This window comes from uncultured Sulfitobacter sp., assembly GCF_947499945.1.
Classification (GTDB): domain Bacteria; phylum Pseudomonadota; class Alphaproteobacteria; order Rhodobacterales; family Rhodobacteraceae; genus Sulfitobacter.
Window position 1 is genome coordinate 186,093 of the sequence record NZ_CANMQD010000002.1, and the last position, 23,714, is coordinate 209,806.

Genomic DNA, 23,714 nt, shown 5'->3' on the forward strand with positions numbered 1-23,714 from the left:
CCCTGCGCTGCCGGCCCTCTAATGTCCGCGCATGACCACAGAGCTTACATATTCCGACGATCAGGCCGCAGCACATGATGCTGTTTGTACAATGCTGCAATCTGCGGGGGTGAGCCTTGCTGATGATCTGCTGATGCCGCCCAAAGGCACCAAAAATCAGGTCATGGCGGTGACGGGCAAGGCGGGGTCGGGTAAGACGCTTCTGCTAGCGGAACTGTATAAAGCGTTGGAAGCGGCGGGCGTCGATATCGTTTCGGGCGATTACGAAAGCAAGAAGCGCAAGGACAAGCGCACGCTTGCGATCCTTGCACCCACAAACAAAGCGGCGAGCGTGCTGCGCCTGCGCGGGGTACCCGCCACGACAATCCATCGCATTCTTTATACCCCCGTCTATGACCCTGAATACGAGCGCATTGCGGAGTGGCTGGCCGGCAATGGTGAGCGACCTGTGGATGTTGAGGGGCTGACTGAGATTGCCCTCGATCGCGCCCATGCGTTTTATCAAAACAACAAATCCATTCCCGGTGCTTTGGCCGCCGCAGGTTTGCGCGGCAGTGATTTCATCACCGGCTGGAAGCGGCGGGAGGAGCCGTTGGATATCGGTTTTGTCGACGAATCCTCGATGCTGGATGACAAGCAATTCGAAGATCTCAAAGAAATTTTTCCGACGCTACTGCTGTTCGGTGATCCTGCGCAGCTCGCTCCTGTTGGGCAATCTGGCACGATGGTCTTCGAGAAATTGCCAGAAAAACGTGTCATGAACCTGAACCGCATTTTTCGGCAGGAGGCGGATAATCCGATCCTTGATCTGGCCCATGCGCTTGCTGATCCCGACATCGGGTTCGAGCAGTTCGAGCGGATGATTGAGGATGCGTCAAAGCGTGACGCGCGTGTCGTCTGGGGGCAGCGGGTTGAAGTGGATTTGATGGCGCGTTCCCCCGTGTTGGTCTGGCGTAATGCCACACGTATCCGTCTGATCAATGCTTTCCGCCGTGTGCATGGTGCACCCGAAGACGCGCTGATCGAAGGTGAACCGTTGATTTGTGATGGGATTGAATTGCCGCTCAAACATCGCAAAAAGCGGCTCGACCTTGAAGCGCGGGGCCTGATCAAGGGGGCACAGGTTGTCTACCTCGGGGCAGGGCGCAAACCGGGTTTTTCACGTCTGCATGTGATGGGGGCCGAAGACCCGCAGGTGAGTGCTGCGAGTATCGTGAAAATTGAAAAGCCCGATGAGGAGGAGCCGTTCATCCCTTTCGCCGCACGTATGGGGGCCACATTTTTGCACGGTGCTGCCGTGACGATCCACAAGGCGCAGGGCTCCCAGTGGGACACCGTGCAGGTCTTTGCGCCCGATCTTTATGCGGCCGCACGGATGGGGCGGATGGAAGCGGGGCAGCCCTTGTGGAAGCGACTGGCCTATGTGGCGATAACACGGGCGCAGAACAGGCTGATCTGGGTGGTGCGCAACCGCCTGTCGACGCCAACTTATGCGTTGAATGTGGATGATTTGCGGGCGACGCCTGCGGCGAAGTTAACGCTGGATGCAACCGAGGAGGAATTGGGATGAAATCCATTTTGATTACTGGGGCCAGTTCTGGAATTGGTCGTGCAACGGCCGAAGCTTTCCTTGAAACTGGCTGGCGCGTGGGACTCGTGGCGCGGCGCAAAGAGCTTTTGGAAGAAGTGGCAAAGGGGCATGATGAAGCAATGGTCTTGTCTGTGGATGTGACGGATACGCTAGCGATGGCGGATGCCTTCGCCACCTTTGGCGAGATTGATGTGCTCTTTAACAATGCAGGCATGTTCGGCCCTTCTGCGCCGATTGACGAGATTGCGCTGGACGACTGGGCGCAGGTTTTGAATGTGAACCTGAATGGAATGTTCATCGCTGCAAGACTGGCTTTTGGTGCGATGCGGACATCGGGTCGTGGTGGGCGGATTATCAACAATGGCTCCATCTCGGCGCATACACCGCGCGAGGGCTCGGTTTGCTATACCACCACCAAACATGCGATTACAGGACTGACCAAATCGCTGGCACTGGACGGGCGGCCCTTCGACATCACGGCGGGGCAGATTGACATCGGCAATGCCGAGAGTCCGATTGTCACCGACCTCAAGGCTGCTAACCCAGGAATGCACACAATGGATGTCGGACATGCAGCACAATCAGTGCTGCACATGGCGCAGTTGCCGTTGAGTGCTAACGTGCCGTTTATGACCGTGATGGCGACCAAGATGCCCTATATGGGCCGCGGTTGAGGCAGCCCCCTAACGGCGGAAGACTGAAAAGATCGCCGAAGCGCCCCAGCCCGCGAAAATCGCAATACCAAGCGAGAGCAAGCCGTAAAGGAATGCCCGCTCGCGGCTGAGCGTAAACAGCCACCGCTCCATCCCGACTTTGCGCACGTAAATGCTTGTCTCGTACTGGGCAACGACGTCGCCGCTGCGGGTGAGGAAAATGCGGGTTTGGTAGTCACCCTCGGTCAACGCAGCAGGTAGAGCGATTGAGGTACGAAAAAGCGTCTGCTCGTCTACGCTGACTGTACCTTCATTCAATTGATATTGGTTTGATTTTGATTTGATCCGGATCAGCGCTTCGGTGAATGTTTCGCTGTTGGAGATGTTGTCAGGTGCGCCGACGGAGCGGATGGCGCGGGGGATCGAGACGCTGTGGCGCACGTCTTCTGTCTCACTCAATGACAGACCCATTAAGGTGCTAGTGGAGACGGCATAAAAGCTTGGCGCACTGTCGATCTCGACGGCGTCGGTGTTCACCCAAATGCCGAACTTCTTTTCTTTGCGTCGTACGGTGACAGGTTCGGACGGACCGGACACAGTCACGATAACTTCCATAGGTGGCTCGGCGGGGAAGGGGGCATCGCGCTTGACCGCGCCAAAGATTAGAATTTCTGAGCCGTCAAAGTTGGTATTGATCGAGACAGTGTCGCTGCTTAGTCCCAACACAACTTCTTCCGCCATGGCAGGCAGGGATGCTGCGATGCATAGGGCGACGGATAGGATCAGGCGGCGCATTAGTGGCCTCCTGCGGCAATGGAATAAAGCTCGGTCGGTTGTAGAAGCAGTTCAAGCGCCAGCTTGCCGCAAACGGCGAGGACCATCATGGCAAGCAGGATGCGCAGCTGCTCCGCCTTCATCTTGACCCCGATGCGCGTGCCGATCTGTGCACCGATTACACCACCTACGAGCAGCAAAACAGCCAGCACAATGTCTACCGTATAGTTCGTTGTAGCGTGGAGCATGGTGGTGAAAGCGGTCACAAAAATGATCTGAAAGAGTGACGTGCCCACAACCACTTTGGTTGGCATGCCGAGAAGATAAATCATCGCAGGCACCATAATAAAGCCGCCTCCGACACCCATAATCGCAGCGAGAATACCGACCAGCACCCCAACGATCAGCGGTGGAATGACAGAGATATAGAGGCCGGACACGCGAAACCGCATTTTGAACGGAAGGCCATGAATCCAGTTATGCTTTTTGCGCTTGGGTGCTTTGCCCTTCTTCACGTTGCGGATGGCATTGAGGCTCTCGAAGAACATCAACCCGCCGATTACGCCGAGGAAAACAACATAGCATAGCTTGACCAGTAGATCGACTTGGCCCTGTGCCTTGAGGATGTTGAAGACGTAAACGCCCAAGCCCGCACCGACCAGACCGCCGATGAGCAGCACGGTGCCCATCCTGAGGTCCACTGTCTTTCGCTTAAAATGCGCAAGCACACCAGAGAAGGAGGAGGCAACGATTTGGTTGGCCTCTGTCGCAACAGCCACGGCAGGCGGAATACCGATGAAAAACAACAGTGGCGTCATTAAAAATCCACCGCCGACGCCAAACATGCCCGACAAAATACCCACAATTCCACCCAAACCTAAAAGAAGGAAGGCGTTAACCGATACTTCGGCGATGGGCAGGTAGATTTGCATAGTTTTCCTTAGGCTGCACTGCTTTCAAAATCAATGATCTAAAAGAGAGGACTTACGGGTTGCGGTAATCTGGACTTATCTTTCTTTGACATATGGCTCGCCGCCTGCACGTGGCGGTATGGCTTTGCCCACAAAACCGGCGAGGATGATCACTGTCATGACATAAGGAAGCGCGGCGAGAAGTTGGCCCTGTACCTTCATGCCAATGAGTTGCTCAATGATGTCAGGGCGGGTTTCCAGTGCGCCAAACAGACCGAAGAGCAGCGTGGCATAAAGCGCGTGCCACGGGCGCCACTTGGCAAAGATGAGGGCTGCGAGGGCGATAAAGCCGCGGCCTGCTGACATGTCTTTGACAAAGCCTGCTTGCAGCGCGGTACTAAGGTATGCGCCTGCAATCCCGCACAGGATTCCGCAAATGCCCACTGCGGCAAAGCGCAGGCCGACGACCGAGACACCCGCTGTATCAACGGCAGCAGGGTTCTCGCCAACAGCACGCAGGCGCAGGCCGAACCGGGTGCGGAAGAGAAGCCACCATGTGAAGGGGACCGCCGCAAAAGCCACATAGACGAGGATCGAGTGGCCCGAGATAAGCTCATAATAAAGGGGGCCGAGAATTGGCACGCCTTGGAGCGCTTCGGCGAAGGGAAGGGTGATCGGTTCAAACCGCCCATTGCCGATGAGTGAGGGCGTTCGGCCCCCTTGTTTGAACCACGCCTGCGCAATCAGGACTGTGAGGCCCGCGGCGAGAAAGTTGATCGCAACGCCTGAGATAAGCTGGTTTCCGCGAAAGGTGATGGATGCGATGCCGTGGATTGCACTGAGCACCAGCGACGCACCAATACCAGCCATCAGACCGACCCAGACATTGCCCGTTATCGCGGCAATGGCCGCAGAAAAGAAGGCGGCAGCAAGCATTTTGCCCTCTAGGCCGATGTCGAAGATGCCTGCGCGCTCGGAGTATAGCCCCGCAAGACAGGCCAGCAGTAACGGCGTCGCAAGGCGCACTGTTGAGTCCAGAAGTTGGAGGAGGGTGAGATACATGTCCATGCTCTACACCTCCTTGCGTTTGCGCAAGGCGAGGAAGACGCGCTCGAGCGGCATGCGCACCATGTTGTCGAGCGCACCTGTGAAGAGGATCACCAGCGCTTGGATCACAACGATGAGTTCGCGCGGGATGGTGGTCCAAAGCGCCAGTTCGGCACCACCTTGGTAGAGGAACCCGAAGAGGATTGCGGCGATAAACACGCCCAAGGGATGCGATCGGCCCATAAGCGCCACAGCGATGCCGATAAAGCCTGCGCCTTCGACGGAATTGAGGACCAGACGCTCTGCCTCGCCCATAACGTTGTTGATTGCCATCATGCCCGCAAGTGCGCCCGAAATCATCATAGTGATCATGATAATTTTGACGGGTGCAATGCCTGCGTATTTCGCTGCAGATTCAGAGTGGCCGAAGCTGCGGATCTCGTAGCCCAGCCGCGTACGCCATATCAGAAACCAAAGGAATACACAGGCCGCAATCGCCACTAGAAGCGAGACATTGGCGGGAGCGGATTTTGAAAAGGCGATGCCAAAGGGGGCGAGCATCTCATGGAGCGTGGGCAGGTGGACGGCCTCGGGAAAGCGTGCGGTGGCAGGGTCCATTGACCCTTGGGGGCGCAGGACATTGACGAGCACATAATTGAGCAGAGAGGCGGCGATGAAGTTGAACATGATTGTGGTTATGACGATATGGCTGCCGCGTTTTGCCTGAAGATAAGCGGGGATTGCCGCCCAGGCCGCGCCGAACAGACCTGCGGCGACTGCCGCGCCGATGAGGGCCAGCGACCAATGGGGCCATGGGATATACAGGCACGCGAGGGCGACACCAAGGCCGCCCAATGCGGCCTGTCCCTCACCTCCGATGTTGAACAGGCGCGCATGGAAAGCGATGGAAACCGCCAACCCCGTAAACATAAAATTCGTCGCGTAATAGAGGGTATAGCCCCAGCCATAGGTCGAGCCGAGCGCACCCGTCACCATCAATTTCACTGCGGCCATCGGATCCTCCCCGATGGCGAGGATTACCAGCGCCGACAGGATCGCGGCGAGCAACAATGAGATGAGCGGCACGAGGATCACCTCGGCCCATTTTGGCATCACATCCATCTATTTCGCCTCCCCGTCGCCTGCATAGGCGAGGTTTTCCTCGATTTCCGCGACGCTATGCGGTGTGTCGGTGTCGGTAATACCCGCCATGAGTAGGCCGAGCTCTTTCTCGTCCGTCTCGGAGGGCAGGCGTTCGCCCATGATGTGGCCATCGAACATAACGGCGATACGGTCACTCAGCGCCAGGATTTCGTCCAGCTCGACACTGACGAGCAGCACTGCTTTTCCCTTGTCGCGCAGGGCGACGATCTGTTGGTGAATAAATTCAATCGCACCGATATCGACGCCGCGCGTGGGTTGTCCAATCAGCAGCAGGTCGGGGTTCCGCTCAATCTCGCGGGCAAGGACGATCTTTTGCTGGTTGCCGCCAGAGAAGTTTTTGGCGCTGAGTTTGGGGTTAGGCGGGCGCACGTCAAAACGCTCCATCTTGCCCTCGGTGTCGGCACGGATCGCGGCATTGTCCATCAGAATGCCAGAGCGGTAGGCGGGGTCGTTGTGATAGCCGAAGGCGACGTTTTCCCACGCCGTAAAATCCATGATTAGCCCCTCACGCTGTCGGTCCTCGGGCACATGGGCGATGCCACGTGCACGGCGCGATTGCCCATCGGAGTATTTGCCCGTGAGGTCGAGGGACTGACCGTTAACGGTGATACTGCCTGTCCCATCCGCATAGCCGCCGAGGACTTCAAGCAGTTCGGACTGCCCATTACCCGCAACGCCTGCAATGCCAAGGACTTCGCCAGCGCGCACTTGCAAGCTGATGCCTTTGAGGCGTTCTACACCCTTGTCGTCACGTACCCGTAGGTCGTTGACGCTCAGTACAAGTGCGCCGGGTTTTGCAGGTGCTTTGTCGACACGGAGCAAAACTTTTCGGCCTACCATCAATTCGGCCAATTCGGCAGGAGACGTCTCGGATGTCTTGACCGTGGCAGTCATTTCACCACGCCGCATCACTGAAACCGTGTCGGTGGTATCCATGATCTCGCGCAGCTTGTGCGTAATGAGGATGATCGTTTTTCCCTCGGCCCGCAGCCGGTCAAGGATGCGGAATAGCTGGTCGGCCTCCGCAGGGGTGAGTACGCCAGTCGGTTCGTCCAGAATGAGGATATTGGCCTGACGGTATAGCGCTTTGAGGATCTCGACACGCTGTTGCATGCCCACGCCGATGTCCTGAATAAGCGCATCAGGTTCGACGCTTAGGCCGTAATCATCGGCAAGTTCAATCAGGGTGCGCCGCGCCTTTGCGATGGAGGGTTTGAGCCAGCGGCCATCCTCTGCACCCAGAATGATATTCTCAAGGACGGTAAAGTTTTCAACCAGTTTAAAGTGCTGGAATACCATGCCGATGCCTGCGGCAATGGCCGCCTGACTGTCGGTAATGTTTGTCTTTTTACCGCCAATGAAAATCTCGCCCTTATCCGCTTTGTAAAAACCATAGAGGATCGACATCAGGGTAGATTTGCCCGCGCCATTCTCGCCGATAATGCCGTGGATCGTGCCCGGCATCACGCGGATCGAAATATCTTTATTGGCTTGCACGGGGCCAAAGGCTTTTGAGATGCCTTTGAGTTCGATGGCGGGAGCAGTGGTCATGAGGCAGTCCTTCACACCTGCGCGCAGCGGCAGCCAGCAACAGGGAGTCTCAATAGAGTAGGGCCGCGCTGAATTGTCAACGCGGCCCCGATAGATGTTATGCGTCGATTAGAAGTCGAGCGCGGGGCAGCTATCGTTCTCATAGTAGGAAGCAACGGTCAGATCGCCTGCGATGATCTGTGCGCGAGCCGCGTCTACGGCTGTTTTCATCTCGTCGCTGATCAGGGATGCGTTGTTCTCGTCCAGCGCATAACCGACGCCATCTTCGGCAAGGCCAAGTGTGAAGACGCCAGTTTCAACTTCGGTGCCCGCTTTGAGCGCGTCATAGACCGCAACGTCCACACGCTTGAGCATGGAGGTCAGAACCTTACCGGGGTGCAGGTGGTTCTGGTTGCTGTCCACACCGATGGCCAGAATGTCCTGATCTGCTGCTGTTTGCAAAACCCCCACGCCTGTACCGCCCGCAGCTGCGAAGACAACATCTGCACCTTGGGAGATTTGTGCGGTTGTCAGCTCGGAGCCTTTTACCGGATCATTCCACGCGGCAGGTGTTGTGCCTGTCATGTTTGCCACGATTTTTACATCGGGGTTTGCAGCCTTTGCACCTTGGGCAAAGCCGCAGCCGAAGTGACGGATGAGCGGGATATCCATGCCTCCGATAAAGCCGACTGTGCCGCTCTCGGATTTCATGCCTGCCAGCATACCGACGAGGAAGGAACCCTCATGCTCGGCAAAGCCGATCTGGCGGATGTTTGGCGCATCGAGCCATGTGACGTCGATTGCCACAAACTTTGTGTCTGGATAGTCAGGTGCAACAGCTGTGAGCGGGTCGGCCATGGCAAAGCCCATGGTGATGATCGGGTTTAGACCCGCATCGGCGAAACGGCGCAGCGCTTGCTCCCGCTGGGCCTCGGACTGAAGTTCGATCTCGCGGTAGGTGCCGCCTGTCTCGTCCGCCCATTTTTGCGCACCATTGTAGGCAGCCTCGTTAAAGGATTTGTCGAACTTTCCGCCCAGATCGAAGATCAGCGCAGGTTCGGCCAATGCGGCACCAGCACTCAGTGCGGTGGCTGCAACAGCGCCGAGGAATTTGGTCATGAGGGTCATAGGTCTCTCCCAGTTTTTTTTTGTTTTAGGGCGGGCGCCAGAGCCGCCGCACCCAGTATCGCGCGAGGGCGCGATGCTGGGGCAAATTGTCTGTGGGGACGGGGGTGGGGTCAACCTGATTCGTTGAACACGGCGGTCCTGTGGGGCGATTAACCTTGCGTAAGCGCACGGCTCATCAGCATGGCATCCGCTGCGGGGGCATCTGTGCGCTTGTAATATGCTTTTCGCAGGCCCGTCCGGGCAAATCCGTGTTTGATATAAAGTGCAATTGCAGCCTGATTGTCAGCGGCAACTTCGAGGAATGCGGTCTCTGCCGTCGCTTGTATTTTCGTAGTCCATTCCATCATCAGTCGGCCTGCGATGCCGCGCCGTTGGTGGGTTGGTGCGACGGCAAGGATCAGCAATTCGCTTTCGCCCGCAAGGGTGCGGGTGATGGCAAATCCGCCCTCAGTGGTGAGCGCATCTGTAAAAGGTTGCTCCAAAAGCTGTGTGAATTCATCCGCTTGCCAGCCGCGTTCATGAACAAAGGCAGCTTGATGGATTTCGGCCATTTGCACAGGCGTCATGGCACGATCTGGGGCGGCGTGTCGCGTGCAGGGGCCGCATCGGGTGGCTTGACGTAGTTGGGCGCGGGGCTGGGCGGGAAGGCCAGTGCCTCAAGGTATTTCTGTTCTGTCAGAGTTGCCATCAGCGCGGGGTCGGGCTGGTATGGGTCGACATAGGGCGTTGCCCCGAAATGCCCTGAAATCTCATCTGCGCGGTGGCCAAATACGGCCATGCGCGAGCAGAGTTGCAAATCGTCTGGCAGATGCGCGGGGTCGATCATCTGTGCTGAAATCTTGCCTGCATCTAAGCGCGAACCTTCGACATAAGCCATGTTGCGCGGTGCGAGAACGCTTATCAATGTGCCGTGCGGAACCGGTATGATGCCGTAGGTTAACTCAAACTGGTTCAGGCCAAATACCGGAATGCCGAGAGCGAGACCCAGGCCCCGCGCAGCCGATACCGAAATGCGGATGCCCGTAAAATTCCCCGGTCCGGTGGCGACACCTATCGCATCAAGATCCGCGAGCGTCCAACCGCAAAGCGCCAAACGTTCCTCAATCAGGGGGAACAGCGCTTCGGCTTGGCCTTTTGCCATGTCGAGCACTTCGCCGCTGTAGTACCCATCAAAACCAGTCCCTACAGAGACGAAAGGCCCTGATGTATCAAACACCAGAACCTTCGGAGATTTCTTTTTAGTGTCCGGAAAGGCGGAACTAGGCAACAGGGCGCACTTCGGTCACTTCGGGGATGTAGTGGCGCAAAAGGTTCTCGATGCCCATTTTCAAAGTGAGCGTCGAGGAGGGGCAGCCCGCGCAAGCGCCTTGCATGTGAAGATAGACCACGCCGCGGTCAAAACCATGAAAAGTGATGTCGCCGCCGTCTTGAGCCACCGCAGGACGCACGCGGCTGTCGAGCAGCTCCTTGATCTGGCCGACAATAACGCCGTCTTCGCCTGTATGCTCGGCGTGACCTGACGTGACTTTATGATCCGCGCCCATGACAGGCTGACCTGATTGGAAATGCTCCATAATCGCACCGAGCAGACTTGGCTTAAGATGGTCCCATTCCATATCGTCGGTTTTGGTAACGGTGACAAAGTCGATGCCAAAGAACACACCTGTCACACCTTCAACCGCGAACAGGCGCGTGGCCAGCGGGGACGTGGCGGCAGTGTCAGGTGTCGGGAAATCTGCAGTGCCCATTTCCAGCACGTTCTGACCGGGTAGAAACTTGAGCGTTGCGGGATTGGGTGTGGATTCTGTTTGGATAAACATCGTGCAATATCTCCGTCGAGGGTTGATCAAGATATGCGGATGCAGAGCCTGAATGTCAAGGGATTGGAATGATTCTAAACTGAGGGTAATCAGGTGATCGCTTCTAGCTGCTCTTTGGTCAGGTCACCCGGAACGATTGTAATCGGGACAGGGAGCGAGCCTGAGTTGCGGCTAAGTTGGGTGACCAGCGGCCCCGGCCCTTTGCCGTCGGTGCCAGCCCCAAGGACCAGCACGCCAATCTCGCTGTCTTCTTTGATTTGTGCCATGATCTCGTCCACAGCTTGACCTTCGCGGATGACCAGTTCGGGATCAACGCCTTGGCGGTCGCGCATCCATTTGGCAAAGACTTCAAAGTGGACTTCGATCCGCTCGCGGGCTTCTTCACGCATGATGTCGCCAACCCCGATCCAGTGGTTAAATTCTTCCGGGGGTATGACAGCGAGGACTTCGACGCCGCCGCCTGTTTTGGACGCTCGCATCGCAGCAAAGCGCATGGCGCTGAGGCATTCGCGGCTGTCATCAAGGACCACAAGAAACTTGCGCATGATATTCTCCCTACATCGGTGGCGATCATGGCGCGGGCAGGCGCTTCATGCAATTGGCTTTTGAAGGTCCAGTCGGGTCAACCCGGGCATCAAACGGAGTTTTCTCAAATTCCGACCCAAAATTTTTGAAAAATTTGCCGCCTCCGCAAATGTTACACTTTTTGTGTAGCGGCCCAGTCCCAATACATCTCGCGCACGCGCTGGGTCACGGGATTGCCGTTACCGCCGACGCGGTAGGTTGTTTCGTCAAAGGCGCTGATCGGGGTGACTTTCATCATGTTGCCCGAGAGAAATATCTCGTCTGCCGCGTGAAAATCGTCAAAGCTCAGCACGCTTTCATGCACGTGCAGCCCATCGGCTCGCATATTCTCCATATGCCGCGCACGGGTGATCCCTGCGAGGAATGTACCATTGGGTACTGGAGTAAAGACTTCGCCGTCTTTTACCATAAACACATTGGCCGAGGCGGTTTCAGCAACGTTTCCGATAGCATCAGCAACAAGCGCATTATTGAACCCTTTGCTGCGCGCCTCGGCCATCATGCGCGCATTGTTGGGATAGAGGCACCCAGCCTTGGCATTCACCACATTATCCTCAAGCACGGGACGGCGGAACCGTGTGCGAGTGAGGGTCGCGGAAGCCTCGGGCGGGGCCATAGGAATTTGTTCTAGCGAGACGGCAAAGCCTGTGGCCCCTTCGAGAGGAATGATGCCCAGCTCATCCCCCGCCAGCGCCCAGTACATGGGCCGGATATATACAGCTGCCTCGTGCGGATAGGCAGCAAGACCCTCGCGTACGATTGCAACCATGTCTTCGGTGCTCACGGTCGGGGTGATCATCAATGCACGCGCCGAGCGGTTAATCCTTGCGCAATGCGCCTCAAGGTCTGGTGCCAGCCCGTCAAACAAGCGCGCACCGTCAAAGACAGTTGTCCCAAGCCATGCCCCGTGATCGGCAGCTTTCATCACGCTCAGATCGCCGTTGTGCCATGTGCCTTCGAAGTAGGTGCGGATGTTGGTACCAGTGGCCATGGGATGTGTCCTGTTGATTGGCGCAGTCAGGGTGCGCTGTGGTAAATGCCTTCGGGCAGGTTAAGTGCAGCTGCAAGATCGCGCAGCTGATTGGGCGATAGGGTGATTTTGCGGACGCTGTCGGTTTCCGCATCCCACTGTTCCAGAGTTATGCGGGTGTCAAACGCGCTCAGGGTTACGTCCTCACGTAATGGCGTGTCACCCTCATCGACGAGGGTGATTACTGTCGCGTCAAATTCATGCTCAATGGTAAACATGCAAACAACACTAACGGATAAGACCCCATGCGCAAGCTGTGCAATCATCGCAGCGGGTGGCACACCTTCGCGCAAACGACAGATCGCATCCTTATGAGGCTGGCACTGGCGGCTCAGCGTGCTAAATTACGCGGTGAACGCCCAGAAAAGGAAACCCTCCCGATGATCATGCGCGCTATTGTTGCTTTGGGCCTTATCGCAGGGCTATCCGCCTGTGATGTTGTGCCTGCTGCGCCCACGGGGCCTGCACCCGCCACAACGCCGAGCCAACCTTCGTCGGCTTCTATTCGCTCCAGTGCGCGTTCTTTTGTGCAGGTGGTGAATACTCTTGAGCCAGTCGCAGAGCGGGAGTGCAGGGCACGGACGCAAAACGTGAATTGCGATTTCAATATCGTGGTGGATGACCGACCCGATCAGCCGGCAAATGCATATCAGACGATAGACCAGCAGGGGCGGCCCATCATCGCCTTTACGCTCGCGCTTATTGCCGATGCCCGTAATGAGGACGAGCTCGCGTTTGTCATGGGGCATGAGGCGGCGCACCACATCGCAGGCCACATAGGCCGACAGCAACAAAATGCGGTTGCAGGGGCTGTTATTTTTGCAGGGTTGGCCACGTTGAGCGGTGGTGATGCCAATGCAGTGCGCTCTGCGCAAGAACTTGGAGCGCAGGTTGGTGCGCGCAGCTATTCAAAGGAATTCGAGCTGGAGGCGGACGCCCTAGGCACAGTCATCACCCAAAAGGCCGGATATAATCCCCTGCGTGGCGCAGAATTTTTTACCCGTATTCCTGATCCCGGTGACAAATTTCTGGGAACGCATCCACCCAATGCATCGCGCATCGATGTGGTGCGCCGCACTGCGGCAGGTCTTTGAACTGGATCTGCTAGCTGCGTCTTAGTTGCAGTGTGATTCCGATCAGAGACATGGAAATCCAGAAGATCTGGATCATCGCCGAGGCGAGGTTGAAGCTGGAAGAGAGTCCGATAAGAACGCAACTTGAGGCGGTGAGGTTCATCGTGAAGTATAGAACCGACGGGCCACTGATAAAGCGGAATGTGAGCAGCCCGTAGGTGAGGACATAAAGACAGAAGCCTGCAATGCCTATTAGCTCGGCCAAAGCCGATGGATGAGGGAATAATTGCATGGGTATTCGTCCCGATATAAATTGGTTGTGTTTGAAACGGTCGTGAAATGCGTAAATTTAAAACAAAGCCAAACAAAGATCGTATGTTGTGCAATATAATTACGCCAACCTGTGTGTTCAGCCAAGTCAGGTATTCCTGACTGTGCGTATGTTGGGAATCATTCTTGCGGACCGTGGTAGCAAATATGCGGTATCGGGGTGTCCAGTCACCAGCCGTGCCGACATTGATGCGGCGCTGAAATCGCTCAAACGGAACAAATCCTATGCGAGGGCGACCCATAATACGTGGGGAGCGCTTTTACCGCACGATGGGCCAATTAAGGCCGATGACGGGGAGAGTGGAGCAGGCATGGTTATCCTGCGGATGCTGGAGCGCGATGGGATCATCGGGCATCTCGTTGTGGTGACGCGGTGGTATGGTGGCAAGCATTTGGGCGGTGACCGTTTTCGCCATGTGCAAACTTGTGTTCGAGACTACCTTGAGGAGCTGGCGGCGAATTAGGACTGCCGCCCCTGCCGCGCGATATGCCATCGATAAATCACTGGAGCGAGAACATAGTCGTAACCCAAGCAGGCAATACGGTGGATCACGGGCAAATTGAATAGTTTTGCGAGCCAGCGGGTTTGGGGTATTTCCCGCCAAAGGACGATGAACGCTGGTATCCCTGCTGTGATCTGACCGTCTTTACGCACGTGCAGCCGCCGCGCTGCCTGATCGGGCGTGATGCCCCACGCGTGCAGTTTTGACAGATCATTGAGATCGTCATACCGGATCGGCAGCGCCTGATCGTCGCTCAGCTTTGCGTAGTGGTTCACCTCGCGGCTGCACACGGGGCACTCGCCGTTATAGAGGACTTCGGTTTTCTCTGTCATGTTCAACAGATAGGGGTGCAAGGGGCCAAAGCCAGCCCCTAACGTGGTTTATTCCCGTCAATCCACCGCGACATGAGGCCACGGTCGCGAAAGCACTCTGGCGGGACCTGCGTGCGTTTAAGCCGCGCAATCCGCTCGGCAAAGCCGACCTGCTTGGAGGAGGGGTAATCGTTGAACTGACTTGGCGCGGGTTTGTGCGCGTCGATCCATTTAGACATGCGCGCGCGGTCTTGGGTAATGCCTGCGGGCAGTTCCGAGTGCGTCTTTTCCGCCAGCGATTTGGCATATTCGATCTGCTTTTCCGTAGCAGGCGTGGGTGTCGGCAGTGGCAATTCGGCCTGTGTGGCGGACTGCGCTGTGTCAAAGAGATCGGTAAACGTAGTTTGATACGACATGGGATGCTCCCTGTTCTTGTTCTACATTCAATATAGAACAGAGAGGGAACATTGCAAGTAAAGTTGTGTTTCACTCCTTGGTTATGGTTTAAATGTTAACCGAGGCATCCAGATGACACCTGTTCTGCTGCGTCTGGGGCGGAAGAAATGGGCGTCCAGTTTTTGTCTAGAGTGCTGAGCAAAGTTTTCGCTTGGATCTAGTCCTTCAACGGCGGCCTCTGAAGAACTGTTCAACAAACCGTCGTTTTTGGAAAGCCGTATAGGCGCAGAGAATGTCCCATTGAACCCAATTTGCATTCCGCATTAATTCAAAAGACAGTCGGAAAATACCTTATAGGAGATGGTAAAGATGGTGGATGTGCGATGGCAGGCTTGGAACGACAATGGATTGGAACACTGCGTTGTCGAGACTAACGAAGGTGGCATGAATCTGACCGGTGCCGTCGTGGGCGCAAGAGAGACAAAATATGGTGCGTTCTATTCCGTTCGAACTGACGAATTTTTCGCACAAAGGAAGTTCGTGTCCAGTATGCCAGCGGCCCAGTTTTGCATATTGAGGCAGATGGTTGCGGAAACTGGCTTGATCTTGTCGCGGGATCGTCTTTGGAACACCTGAACGGATGCATTGATGTAGATATTGGTGTGACACCGGCTACCAATGCACTGCCAATCAAACGTCTCGGCCTCTCGGCTGGTGAAAGTCGTGAAATCCTAGCAGCATACGTGCCGCTACCTAGTCAGATTGCGGATGCCTTTATTCCGGCACGCGCTGAACAGCGATACACCTGTCTCGAAGTTGGCAGGCTCTACCGCTATGAAGGGTTGTTTCGGAATTTTACAGCGGAGCTGGAAATTGATGGGGCTGGTATCGTGCTCGATTACCCCGATACGTTCAAACGGCTTAGATAGACTAATTATTCAACACATGTTCCAAAAACGCTCGTTTTTGGAACATGTCAAAACCACCGCGATTAAAGCGGCCACAAACCCCGTTCAAAAAATAGGTAGTTGTTGAAGGTTTTTGTGCCTGCTGTGAAAGGGGGCCTTTAATAATGCCGCAGAATGGATGCTCTGGAGAGGGGCAGCAGTGACGGTGCGCCTCTCCAGAGAGCTCAAGTTGGCACAACGCGCCCCCACAGATCATACTCACCCGCTTCCTCCACCTCGACCGTGACGATATCGCCCACGGTCAGCGCCTCATGGCCCTCGTCGATAAACAGGTTTCCGTCGATCTCTGGTGCGTCGGCTTTCGTGCGGCAGGTTGCGGCGTCTTCGTCTATTTCGTCGATGATCACGTCCATGCGCTTGCCGACTTTGGCCTGCAGCTTGGCCTCGGAGATTGCTTGGGCCTTTTCCATAAAGCGGTTCCAGCGGTCTTGTTTCACATCCGCGTCCACATGATCGGGCAGCGCGTTGGAGCGTGCGCCCGCAACATTTTCATATTGGAAGCAGCCGACGCGGTCGAGTTGGGCCTCGTCCATCCAATCCAGTAGCGTCTGGAATTCCGCCTCAGTCTCACCGGGATAGCCGACGATGAAGGTCGAGCGCAGGGTAATATCGGGACAGACCTCGCGCCATGCTGCGATCTCGTCGAGGGTTTTGCTTGCCGCGGCGGGGCGGGCCATGCGTTTCAGGACATCGGGATGGGCGTGTTGGAACGGGATGTCGAGGTATGGCAGGACCAGACCATCTGCCATGAGCGGGATGAGTTTGCGCACATGGGGGTAGGGATAGACGTAATGCAGGCGTACCCATGCACCTAATGACCCGAGATCACGGGCAAGGTCGGTGATATGCGCGCGGTGGCCGCGATCTTCGGCGTGTTTGATGTCAACACCGTAGGCGGAGGTGTCTTGGGAAATGACCAGCAGCTCTTTGACGCCACTCTCGACCAGCTTTTCAGCTTCGCGGATGATCGCGTGGGCGGGGCGGGATTGGAGTTTGCCGCGCATGTCGGGGATGATGCAGAATTTGCACTTGTGGTTACAGCCCTCGGAAATCTTGAGGTAGCTGAAGTGGCGCGGGGTGAGCGACACGCCAGACGCAGGCAGCAGGTCGATGAACGGATCGGGGGAGGGCGGCACGGCAAGGTGCACGGCGTCTAAGACCTGCTCGTATTGGTGCGGGCCCGTGACGGCGAGGATGCGAGGGTGGTGTTCGCGGATATAATCAGGCTCGGCGCCCAAGCAGCCTGTTACGATCACGCGTCCATTTTCGGTGAGCGCTTCGCCAATGGCGTCGAGGCTCTCGGCTTTGGCGGAATCCAGAAAGCCGCAGGTGTTCACGATCACGGCGTCTGCGCCCGAATAGTCAGGGGAGATTGCATAGCCTTCGGCGCGCAAGCGGGTGAGGATGCGCTCACTGTCCACCAACGCTTTGGGGCAACCAAGGCTGACCATGCCAATGGTCGGCTGGCCTGTGCGCTTTGGCTCGGAGAAGGTGGCTCGGGGGGCCAGATCGGGGCGGAGGCTTGGGGGATTTGTGCTCATGCGCTGGCTATAATCTACGCAGGTGGGTTCGGCAATCGGTCAGAGTTTGGTGACGGGTAAACCCGCCGCAAGCCACCCCGGCCCCGCGCCAGAGCCGAGCATGCCTTCGGGCACGTCGATGATATTGGTGAAGCCAGCCTCCGTCAGCTGCCCTGCCAGATAACGCGAGCGTACGCCGCGCGCGCAGATGAGGGCGATGCGGTCATTGGGGTCGGGCACAAGCGCCAGCAGCTTTTGTGCAAACTCAGGATCGCGCATGTCGAGCGGGATTGCACCCTGCGCGATACCCGTCGCGGCCCATTCATCAGGGCGGCGGATGTCGATGAGGGTTATGCGTCCCTCAATCGCCGCTGCATAAGCTGCGCTGACGTTCATGCCGTCCTCCTCCCTTGCGCCGATGTTGTACCACCGTGCCAGAGCTACGCCGCCAACACTGGCGATTGCGGTTCCGATTACAACACGGCGGGTCAGCTTGGGGGAGGAGGGGGTAGCCATGGATCAGCCTTTGGGTGCCATTGACGACCACTGGGGAATGGTGCGGTCGGCGGCGGGCTGTGGGTCAAGGCTGGGCCAGTTGCCTGTGGACATGTTGATGTGTCCCGGAATGTCCTCTTCCCAGAAGCCTACGACGTTGGGCGTGATATTGAGGAAGAGTTTGTCATCTACGATACGCCACAATGTCGGGTTGCCTGGTACTTTGCCACCCTTTGCCACACCGTAAGCGCAGTGGCCGTCATATTGGGGGACGTATTTTTCGGGATTGGCTGTGAAGAGGTCGCGGTTTGCCTCCGACGAGAAGGCGAATGTCGCGCCGTTATACTCTGCCGTGATGGATTTGATGCCCTCGACGGGAGCGGTGTTCGTCTGGCCGACAGCGTTTTGTGGCAGGGAGAAGTAGGCGACCACGTCATAACCAGAGACGGCAAAACCTGTCTCGTCGACAAATTGCTCACCTGCAAAGGCTGCGTTGGCAAAGCTGAGTGCGGTGGCAGCGGCGGCGATAGTGAGGACAAAGCGGTTCATGAAAGTCTCCTGTGAGAGTGATGGTATACCCAAAGCCTAGCCAGACAAGACTACGCTTGCATCTCGCGTTTGCGTGACCTCGCGGTGGCGTGAGCCAGCAAGCGTTTTTAACACCGATTATTTCAGGATAGGCGGTGCGCCTGTGTCTCCACCGGGTAAACGTGGCGTGTTCTGTAATGTTTCCATTTGGGGCAAATCAAACCGCAAGCCCACTTTCATCAGCTTTGTTACAGTCGGATCGCTGTGATTGAAGAACCCTACGTCCATCGCGCCTGCTTCAATGCCAGAGAAGGTGAGCGCTTCGGAGGCCGCACGTACCAGCGCGTCTTGTGCACGCGGAATGGCGTCGATAAAGGCGAGCAGATGCCCGCGCCCGCCTCCCTCGTACGCAACACCCACCAGCCATGCATTGGCGGCCATGCCTGTAGCAGTGGCCAACTTTTCGTCGATGGCAGTGATGAGTTGCTCTGGCAGACCTTTGGGGGGCAGCACACTTTCGATCTTGGCCTCGATTTGCGCGGCCTTGTTGGTCAGCGTCTCGCGTAACCACGCAACGGCGGTATCAGGCAGCAGGATCGCGGAAGGAGCCACATCCATGTTGAGCGCGATGCCAAGCGGTTGCCCCTCCAGCATCGCGGCAACGTTGCGGCCCGACAGCGCGACATAGGCGCCAGCCTCACCCGCATATTGTGCAAGGCGCTGGGCGCGATCAAAGGCTAACAGGTACTGAGCGCCCTCTAAGTCCAGCACGCGCGGGTTGATCTGGTCCCCCTCGGGTTCGGCCTCCAGCAGCAAGAACAGCTCTACATCCGCCATCCGCTCGTAAAACCGCAGGCGGGCGGTGTCGTCGTCGGGCGCGGCCATCATCGCGGCATGGGCAGTATCAAGCGGAGTCTGGGTCATAGCATCACCTCGGCAACGGCGGTTTGCAAGCGAGGGAGTACCTCGGCCTCGAACCACGGATTTTTCTTGAGCCAACCCGTATTGCGCCATGAAGGATGTGGCAAGGCGAAGGTGCCGCGCGGATTTGTCTCCCAGTCCCGCACGGCTTGCGTGACTGTTGTAAAGTTTGGCAGATGATAGCGCATGGCGTGTCCCCCAATGAGCACGGTGAGGCGGGCTTCGGGTACCATTGCCAAGGCGTCTTTGCGCCATGTCTTTGCACAGATAGGGGGCGGCGGCAGGTCGCTGCCCTTGGCGTCATAACCTGGAAAGCAGAAGGCCATAGGGATGATCGCCACGCGGGAGCGATCGTAAAACGCGTCTTCATCAAGCCCGAGCCAACTGCGCAAGCGCACACCGGAAGCATCCCAAAACGGTGTGTTGGCTTTGTGCACTTTCATCCCCGGGGCTTGGGACGCGATGAGCAGACGCGCACCTTTTTGGAACCACACCACGGGATTGGGACGGTGTGCGGTGGCCGTCGCGGCAAAGCGTTGGGTGCACAGGGTGCAGGCGTGCAGATCAGGGCGGATGTCTTTCATAGCGCCTTAAGTAAGCGGGAAGCAGGCTTTGCCAAGGAAAATATATTTCGATACCTATCGAAGGTAGGTTTACAAGCCAATATTATTCTATATTTCTAGAATTATGGAAATAGAATCACCCACACCCGATATCACCATCGCGGCAGCGGGTTTCGCGGCCCTTGGCTCGGAACAACGGCTTATAGTCTTACTCGCGCTGGTCAGGGCGGGACCATCGGGCCTGAGCATCGGGGCACTGGGTGAGGCAACTGGGGTGACAGGGTCAACGCTTACCCATCATATGAAAATCCTGGCCGCGGCAGGCTTGGTCGAGCAGACCCGCCAAGGGCGCAGCATTATTTGCGCGGCTATCGCCTATGAGCGGGTGCACGGTTTGTCGCATTTCCTGTTGACGGAGTGTTGTGCCGATGCTGACGTACCCTGCGCTGAGCATGGTCACGGCTGATGGGACATAAACACACCCACCACCATCATGTTGACCCCAATGCAGGAGACACCAAAGTTGCCTTTGCCGTGGCGCTCAACCTTGCGCTTACTGTGGCGCAGATCATTGGCGGCATTTTTGCAGGGAGCTTGTCGCTGATTGCTGATGCGATGCATAATTTGTCAGATGCCATGGCGCTGATTATTGCATTTTTCGCACGTAAAGTTGCACGCCGTCCCGCAGATGCGCGGATGACATTCGGCTATGGACGGATCGAGGCGGTCGCGGCGCTTATCAATTATACCACCTTGGTCGTTGTAGCGCTGTATCTTGTATATGAGGGGATTGCGCGTTTCTTTGCACCTACGGAAGTGACGGGTTGGATCATCGTGATCGTAGCGGGGGTCGCTCTGGCAATTGATCTGGGCACCGCTGCACTTACTTACCGGCTCTCCAAAAACAGCATGAACATTCGTGCGGCGTTTTTGCACAATCTGGCAGATGCGCTTGGTTCGGTGGCAGTGATCATTGCCGGAACGCTGGTTATTTTGTTTGAATGGCATTGGGTTGATCCGCTCGTCACCCTGCTCATTGCGGGCTATATCCTTTGGCACGCTGCCGTCGAGATGCCTGATGTTATACGTTTGCTCATGCTGGGCAGTCCCGATGATCTGGACACGGTTGAGGTGATCGCAGCCCTAGAGGCGGAGGGCGGTGTTGCGTCGGTCCATCATGTTCATCTTTGGAGAATGGGGGAGCATGTAAACGCGCTCGAAGCGCATATCGTTCTGACTTCCGATGCCACTGCCAGCCAGACCAGAACGGCCCTGCGTGAGATGCTTTTGACACGGTTCAGCCTGTCCCATTGCACGTTGGAAATCGAAGAAAACGGTACCATCTGTGTACATTCAAAGCAGGTGATCGGGCACGGTTAACTCTGCTGTCGGAAACGCTGTCGGTCTTATTGTACATTTGTTTCCAAATCGGACATAATATGGTCAAATTCTGTCTATAGATGGAATTATATCCTCCGTAAGAGAGGCGTAAACTTCATCCCGCAAACAAAGGCGGAGCAGGCGCACAATGCTGGAATTTCGTAACGTTTCCAAGTCCTTCTGGACGGGTACACAACACAAGGTCATCCTTGACCGTGCGTCGTTCCGCGTTGAGCTTGGTAAATCCATGGGCATCCTTGCGCCCAACGGAACCGGCAAAACCACCCTCATCAACATGATGGCAGGGTTGGAAAAGCCTGATGAGGGCGAGATTTACCGTGGGTGTAACATCTCTTTCCCACTCGGATTCATGGGCGGCGTTGTGGGTAAAGTGTCTGCAATGGAGAACTCGCGCTATATCGCGCGGCTCTACGGGCTTGATCCCGACTATGTCGAGAGTTTCTGTCGCTGGCTTTGTGGTCTGGGCGAATATTTTGACCAGCCGCTTGGCACCTATTCGGCGGGGATGCGCGCACGCTTTTCCTTTGCGCTGATGCTGGCGCTGGATTTTGATATGTACCTGATTGATGAGGGTATGCCGTCCACCACGGACGTAGAATTTAACAGAAAAGCAGGAGAAATCCTGCAAGAACGCCTGCGCACCACCACAATCGTGATTGTGTCGCATCAGGCGGAAACGCTAGAAAAATTCGCGCGAACTGCCGCAGTCCTTGTGGACGGGCAGCTTAACGTTTTTGACAGCTTGGAAGAAGCGAAACAGTTGTATGACTACCAAACCCAAAGCTAGAAAATTCCGCATCAAGCGTAGTCCGAGCGCGGAGACAGAAGCCGCGACATCGCCCTCCGAGGCGCCCAAGCCTGCTGCGCGACCCGCGCCTCAGCCTAAAGCGTCGGAGCAAGCGATCCCGCAACCTGCACCGCAGACGCCGCCTAAACAGCCAACAGCGCAGGCGGGTGACGTAGCATCAGCCGCTCAGGTGAGCGGTGAGCAGGATATGGATGCCATTCGACAAGAAGGCCTGACAGGGCGACAGTTGCGCATGGCGCGGCGCGTTGCACAAAAACATGGCCTTCCGGCGACATCCGATTTTGATGCGGTGCGTCTGCTGCGTGCAAAAGGGATTGACCCATTCCAACGCTCCAACATGCTTGAACTTGTTGTACCCCAAGCGGGCGGGGCCCAACATGAGGGCGGCCCCGGCGATGTCATGGCCACCTTGCCCAGCGTTGAAGGGGGGGCAGGATCTGGCCGTGTGCAACTACCCCAGACGATCCCCACAGGCCGCAGCACGCTGCCCTCTACCGAAGTGAGTCCGATGGAGCGTCGCACGCGCGAAATCTCAGACATCCAAAAAGACATCACACGGCGTCGTCGCAGAAAGATGGGTCTGCTCATTGTGCGGTTGGCCTTCTTTGTCATTTTGCCGACCTTTTTCGCTGGATATTATTTCTACAAAGTGGCGACACCGATGTATGCCACCGACAGTCAATTCCTGATCATCCAGAACGAAGGCGGCGGCGGCCCAAGCCCGTTTGGCGGCCTGCTACCGACACAGTTTGCCAACTCTGCGGACAGCATCGCCACCCAAGCCTATCTGCAATCCAAGGATGCGATGCTGCGGTTGAACAGTGATGCGGGTTTCAAGGATCACTTTGCTGATCCGTCAATTGATCCGATCCAGCGGTTGAACGATAGCCCAACCAACGAAGAGGCCTATAAACTCTATAAAAAGAACGTCAAAATTGGCTATGACCCGACAGAGGGCGTGATCCGGATGGAGATCATTGCAGCTGACCCACAGATTGCGACTACCTTTTCTGAGCGGTTGCTGAAATATGCCGAAGAGCGTGTGAACAGCCTCAGTCAGGACAAACGTGACAGTGGCATGGTCGATGCCGAGATCGGTTTTCAGAAGGCGCAGCAAGCGCGGCGTGATGCCCAGCAAAGGCTGATCGAACTTCAGGTCGAAAATGGGGTCGATCCCGAAGCTGTGATTGCCGCGATCCGGACCCAGATCACCAACTATGAAACCCTGTTGATCGAAAAGCAGCTGGAGCTTGCTGCTCTGCTGGACAATGCGCGGCCCAACCGTGCCAAAGTCGAGGGTGCGCAAGGCGATGTGCGCCGCCTTGAAGGAGCGCTGGCGCAGCTCAATAACCGCATGAACAATGCCACTGAGGGTACGAATTCACTGGCCCAACAAGCGGTGAGTTTGCAATTGGCCCAAGCCGATCTGGTGAACGCGGACACAAACCTGCAACTGGCCCAAACGGGTTTGGAGCAGGCCCGTACAGAGGCAACCCGTCAGGTCCGATATCTTACCATCGCTGTGCGGCCCGTGCCGAGTGAGGAGCCAAGCTATCCACGCAAGTTCGAGAATACCATTCTGGCGTTCCTGATCTTTGGTGGCATTTACTTGATGTTGTCTCTGACCGCTTCGATCCTGCGGGAGCAAGTAACTTCGTAAGAGT

General features: G+C 56.6%; 28 protein-coding genes and 1 pseudogene. 9 read left to right on the forward strand and 20 right to left on the reverse strand.

Annotated elements, in window-relative coordinates:
* Window positions 1-31: 31 nt before the first annotated feature.
* A complete protein-coding gene (locus Q0775_RS11125) occupies window positions 32-1,570 on the forward strand; it encodes an AAA family ATPase (protein WP_298860458.1) in 1,539 nt (512 codons plus the stop codon).
* Window positions 1,567-2,265, forward strand: coding sequence for an SDR family oxidoreductase (locus Q0775_RS11130; RefSeq protein WP_298860461.1), 699 nt, complete (start codon window positions 1,567-1,569; stop codon window positions 2,263-2,265). Before Q0775_RS11125 ends, Q0775_RS11130 begins: the two co-directional genes overlap by 4 nt.
* Window positions 2,266-2,274: 9 nt before the next feature.
* Here Q0775_RS11130 and Q0775_RS11135 read toward each other — a convergent pair whose 3' ends face one another.
* The 12 genes from Q0775_RS11135 to Q0775_RS11190 form a co-directional block, all read right to left on the reverse strand.
* A complete protein-coding gene (locus Q0775_RS11135; RefSeq protein ID WP_298860464.1) occupies window positions 2,275-3,039 on the reverse strand; it encodes a TIGR02186 family protein in 765 nt (254 codons plus the stop codon).
* Window positions 3,039-3,950: a sulfite exporter TauE/SafE family protein gene (locus Q0775_RS11140; protein WP_298860467.1), complete on the reverse strand. Its 912-nt coding sequence runs from the start codon at window positions 3,948-3,950 to the stop codon at window positions 3,039-3,041. Before Q0775_RS11140 ends, Q0775_RS11135 begins: the two co-directional genes overlap by 1 nt.
* A gap of 75 nt (window positions 3,951-4,025) precedes the next feature.
* Window positions 4,026-4,997 (reverse strand): ABC transporter permease, encoded by a 972-nt coding sequence (locus Q0775_RS11145; RefSeq protein WP_298860469.1) that lies wholly within the window; start codon window positions 4,995-4,997, stop codon window positions 4,026-4,028.
* A gap of 3 nt (window positions 4,998-5,000) precedes the next feature.
* Window positions 5,001-6,098, reverse strand: a complete 1,098-nt coding sequence (locus Q0775_RS11150; protein WP_298860472.1) for an ABC transporter permease — start codon at window positions 6,096-6,098, stop codon at window positions 5,001-5,003.
* On the reverse strand, window positions 6,099-7,691 hold the full coding sequence (locus Q0775_RS11155) for an ABC transporter ATP-binding protein (RefSeq protein ID WP_298860475.1): 1,593 nt from the start codon (window positions 7,689-7,691) through the stop codon (window positions 6,099-6,101).
* A gap of 108 nt (window positions 7,692-7,799) precedes the next feature.
* Complete coding sequence (locus tag Q0775_RS11160) at window positions 7,800-8,798, reverse strand: BMP family ABC transporter substrate-binding protein (protein WP_298860477.1); 999 nt, start codon at window positions 8,796-8,798, stop codon at window positions 7,800-7,802.
* 149 nt (window positions 8,799-8,947) lie between these two features.
* The gene (locus Q0775_RS11165; protein WP_298860480.1) at window positions 8,948-9,364 is read right to left on the reverse strand and encodes a GNAT family N-acetyltransferase; all 417 of its coding nucleotides are present in this window, start codon (window positions 9,362-9,364) and stop codon (window positions 8,948-8,950) included.
* Complete coding sequence (tsaB, locus tag Q0775_RS11170) at window positions 9,361-10,014, reverse strand: tRNA (adenosine(37)-N6)-threonylcarbamoyltransferase complex dimerization subunit type 1 TsaB (RefSeq protein ID WP_298860483.1); 654 nt, start codon at window positions 10,012-10,014, stop codon at window positions 9,361-9,363. Before tsaB ends, Q0775_RS11165 begins: the two co-directional genes overlap by 4 nt.
* A gap of 43 nt (window positions 10,015-10,057) precedes the next feature.
* A complete protein-coding gene (locus Q0775_RS11175; protein ID WP_298860486.1) occupies window positions 10,058-10,618 on the reverse strand; it encodes a NifU family protein in 561 nt (186 codons plus the stop codon).
* Window positions 10,619-10,707: 89 nt separating this feature from the next.
* Window positions 10,708-11,163 (reverse strand): universal stress protein, encoded by a 456-nt coding sequence (locus Q0775_RS11180; RefSeq protein ID WP_298860488.1) that lies wholly within the window; start codon window positions 11,161-11,163, stop codon window positions 10,708-10,710.
* Window positions 11,164-11,315: 152 nt separating this feature from the next.
* Complete coding sequence (locus Q0775_RS11185; protein WP_298860491.1) at window positions 11,316-12,194, reverse strand: branched-chain amino acid aminotransferase; 879 nt, start codon at window positions 12,192-12,194, stop codon at window positions 11,316-11,318.
* A gap of 26 nt (window positions 12,195-12,220) precedes the next feature.
* The gene (locus Q0775_RS11190) at window positions 12,221-12,451 is read right to left on the reverse strand and encodes a hypothetical protein (protein ID WP_298860494.1); all 231 of its coding nucleotides are present in this window, start codon (window positions 12,449-12,451) and stop codon (window positions 12,221-12,223) included.
* A gap of 168 nt (window positions 12,452-12,619) precedes the next feature.
* On the opposite strand from Q0775_RS11190, the gene Q0775_RS11195 reads away from it, so the two are divergent.
* Window positions 12,620-13,327 carry a M48 family metallopeptidase gene (locus Q0775_RS11195; protein ID WP_298861776.1) on the forward strand — a complete coding sequence of 236 codons (708 nt, stop codon included), beginning with the start codon at window positions 12,620-12,622 and terminating at the stop codon, window positions 13,325-13,327.
* Between the two features lie 10 nt (window positions 13,328-13,337).
* Here the strand turns inward: Q0775_RS11195 and Q0775_RS11200 are convergent, their stop codons facing one another.
* Entirely contained in the window at window positions 13,338-13,598 is a 261-nt protein-coding gene (locus tag Q0775_RS11200) for a hypothetical protein (protein ID WP_298860497.1), read from the reverse strand.
* 142 nt (window positions 13,599-13,740) lie between these two features.
* Between Q0775_RS11200 and Q0775_RS11205 the strand changes: the two genes are divergently transcribed.
* Window positions 13,741-14,100, forward strand: a complete 360-nt coding sequence (locus Q0775_RS11205; protein WP_298861779.1) for a YigZ family protein — start codon at window positions 13,741-13,743, stop codon at window positions 14,098-14,100.
* Here Q0775_RS11205 and Q0775_RS11210 read toward each other — a convergent pair.
* Complete coding sequence (locus tag Q0775_RS11210; RefSeq protein WP_298860500.1) at window positions 14,097-14,471, reverse strand: thiol-disulfide oxidoreductase DCC family protein; 375 nt, start codon at window positions 14,469-14,471, stop codon at window positions 14,097-14,099. The two genes, Q0775_RS11205 and Q0775_RS11210, sit on opposite strands and share 4 nt — an antisense overlap.
* A 38-nt stretch (window positions 14,472-14,509) precedes the next feature.
* Window positions 14,510-14,866, reverse strand: a complete 357-nt coding sequence (locus tag Q0775_RS11215) for a hypothetical protein (protein ID WP_298860503.1) — start codon at window positions 14,864-14,866, stop codon at window positions 14,510-14,512.
* Between the two features lie 349 nt (window positions 14,867-15,215).
* Here Q0775_RS11215 and Q0775_RS11220 point away from each other — a divergent pair.
* Window positions 15,216-15,775 (forward strand): annotated as a pseudogene (locus tag Q0775_RS11220) (putative glycolipid-binding domain-containing protein).
* Between the two features lie 203 nt (window positions 15,776-15,978).
* On the opposite strand, the gene rimO reads toward Q0775_RS11220, so the two are convergent.
* The 5 genes from rimO to Q0775_RS11245 all read right to left on the reverse strand — a co-directional run bounded on the left by rimO (window position 15,979) and on the right by Q0775_RS11245 (window position 19,862).
* On the reverse strand, window positions 15,979-17,355 hold the full coding sequence (gene rimO / locus Q0775_RS11225; RefSeq protein ID WP_298860506.1) for a 30S ribosomal protein S12 methylthiotransferase RimO: 1,377 nt from the start codon (window positions 17,353-17,355) through the stop codon (window positions 15,979-15,981).
* Window positions 17,356-17,394: 39 nt separating this feature from the next.
* Complete coding sequence (locus tag Q0775_RS11230; RefSeq protein WP_298860508.1) at window positions 17,395-17,850, reverse strand: rhodanese-like domain-containing protein; 456 nt, start codon at window positions 17,848-17,850, stop codon at window positions 17,395-17,397.
* Between the two features lie 3 nt (window positions 17,851-17,853).
* Complete coding sequence (locus Q0775_RS11235) at window positions 17,854-18,378, reverse strand: YHS domain-containing (seleno)protein (protein WP_298860510.1); 525 nt, start codon at window positions 18,376-18,378, stop codon at window positions 17,854-17,856.
* Between the two features lie 117 nt (window positions 18,379-18,495).
* Window positions 18,496-19,281 (reverse strand): SseB family protein, encoded by a 786-nt coding sequence (locus Q0775_RS11240; RefSeq protein WP_298860513.1) that lies wholly within the window; start codon window positions 19,279-19,281, stop codon window positions 18,496-18,498.
* Entirely contained in the window at window positions 19,278-19,862 is a 585-nt protein-coding gene (locus Q0775_RS11245) for a uracil-DNA glycosylase family protein (RefSeq protein WP_298860516.1), read from the reverse strand. The genes Q0775_RS11240 and Q0775_RS11245 overlap by 4 nt, the downstream gene beginning before the upstream one ends.
* A gap of 103 nt (window positions 19,863-19,965) precedes the next feature.
* Here Q0775_RS11245 and Q0775_RS11250 point away from each other — a divergent pair, with 103 nt between their 5' ends.
* The 4 genes from Q0775_RS11250 (at window position 19,966) to Q0775_RS11265 (ending at window position 23,710) form a co-directional block, all read left to right on the forward strand.
* The gene (locus tag Q0775_RS11250) at window positions 19,966-20,307 is read left to right on the forward strand and encodes a metalloregulator ArsR/SmtB family transcription factor (RefSeq protein WP_298860519.1); all 342 of its coding nucleotides are present in this window, start codon (window positions 19,966-19,968) and stop codon (window positions 20,305-20,307) included.
* Window positions 20,307-21,221, forward strand: coding sequence for a cation diffusion facilitator family transporter (locus tag Q0775_RS11255; RefSeq protein WP_298860522.1), 915 nt, complete (start codon window positions 20,307-20,309; stop codon window positions 21,219-21,221). Before Q0775_RS11250 ends, Q0775_RS11255 begins: the two co-directional genes overlap by 1 nt.
* A gap of 148 nt (window positions 21,222-21,369) precedes the next feature.
* Complete coding sequence (locus tag Q0775_RS11260; protein ID WP_298860525.1) at window positions 21,370-22,029, forward strand: ATP-binding cassette domain-containing protein; 660 nt, start codon at window positions 21,370-21,372, stop codon at window positions 22,027-22,029.
* Complete coding sequence (locus Q0775_RS11265; protein ID WP_298860528.1) at window positions 22,007-23,710, forward strand: capsule biosynthesis protein; 1,704 nt, start codon at window positions 22,007-22,009, stop codon at window positions 23,708-23,710. Before Q0775_RS11260 ends, Q0775_RS11265 begins: the two co-directional genes overlap by 23 nt.
* The last annotated feature ends 4 nt before the right edge of the window (window positions 23,711-23,714 follow it).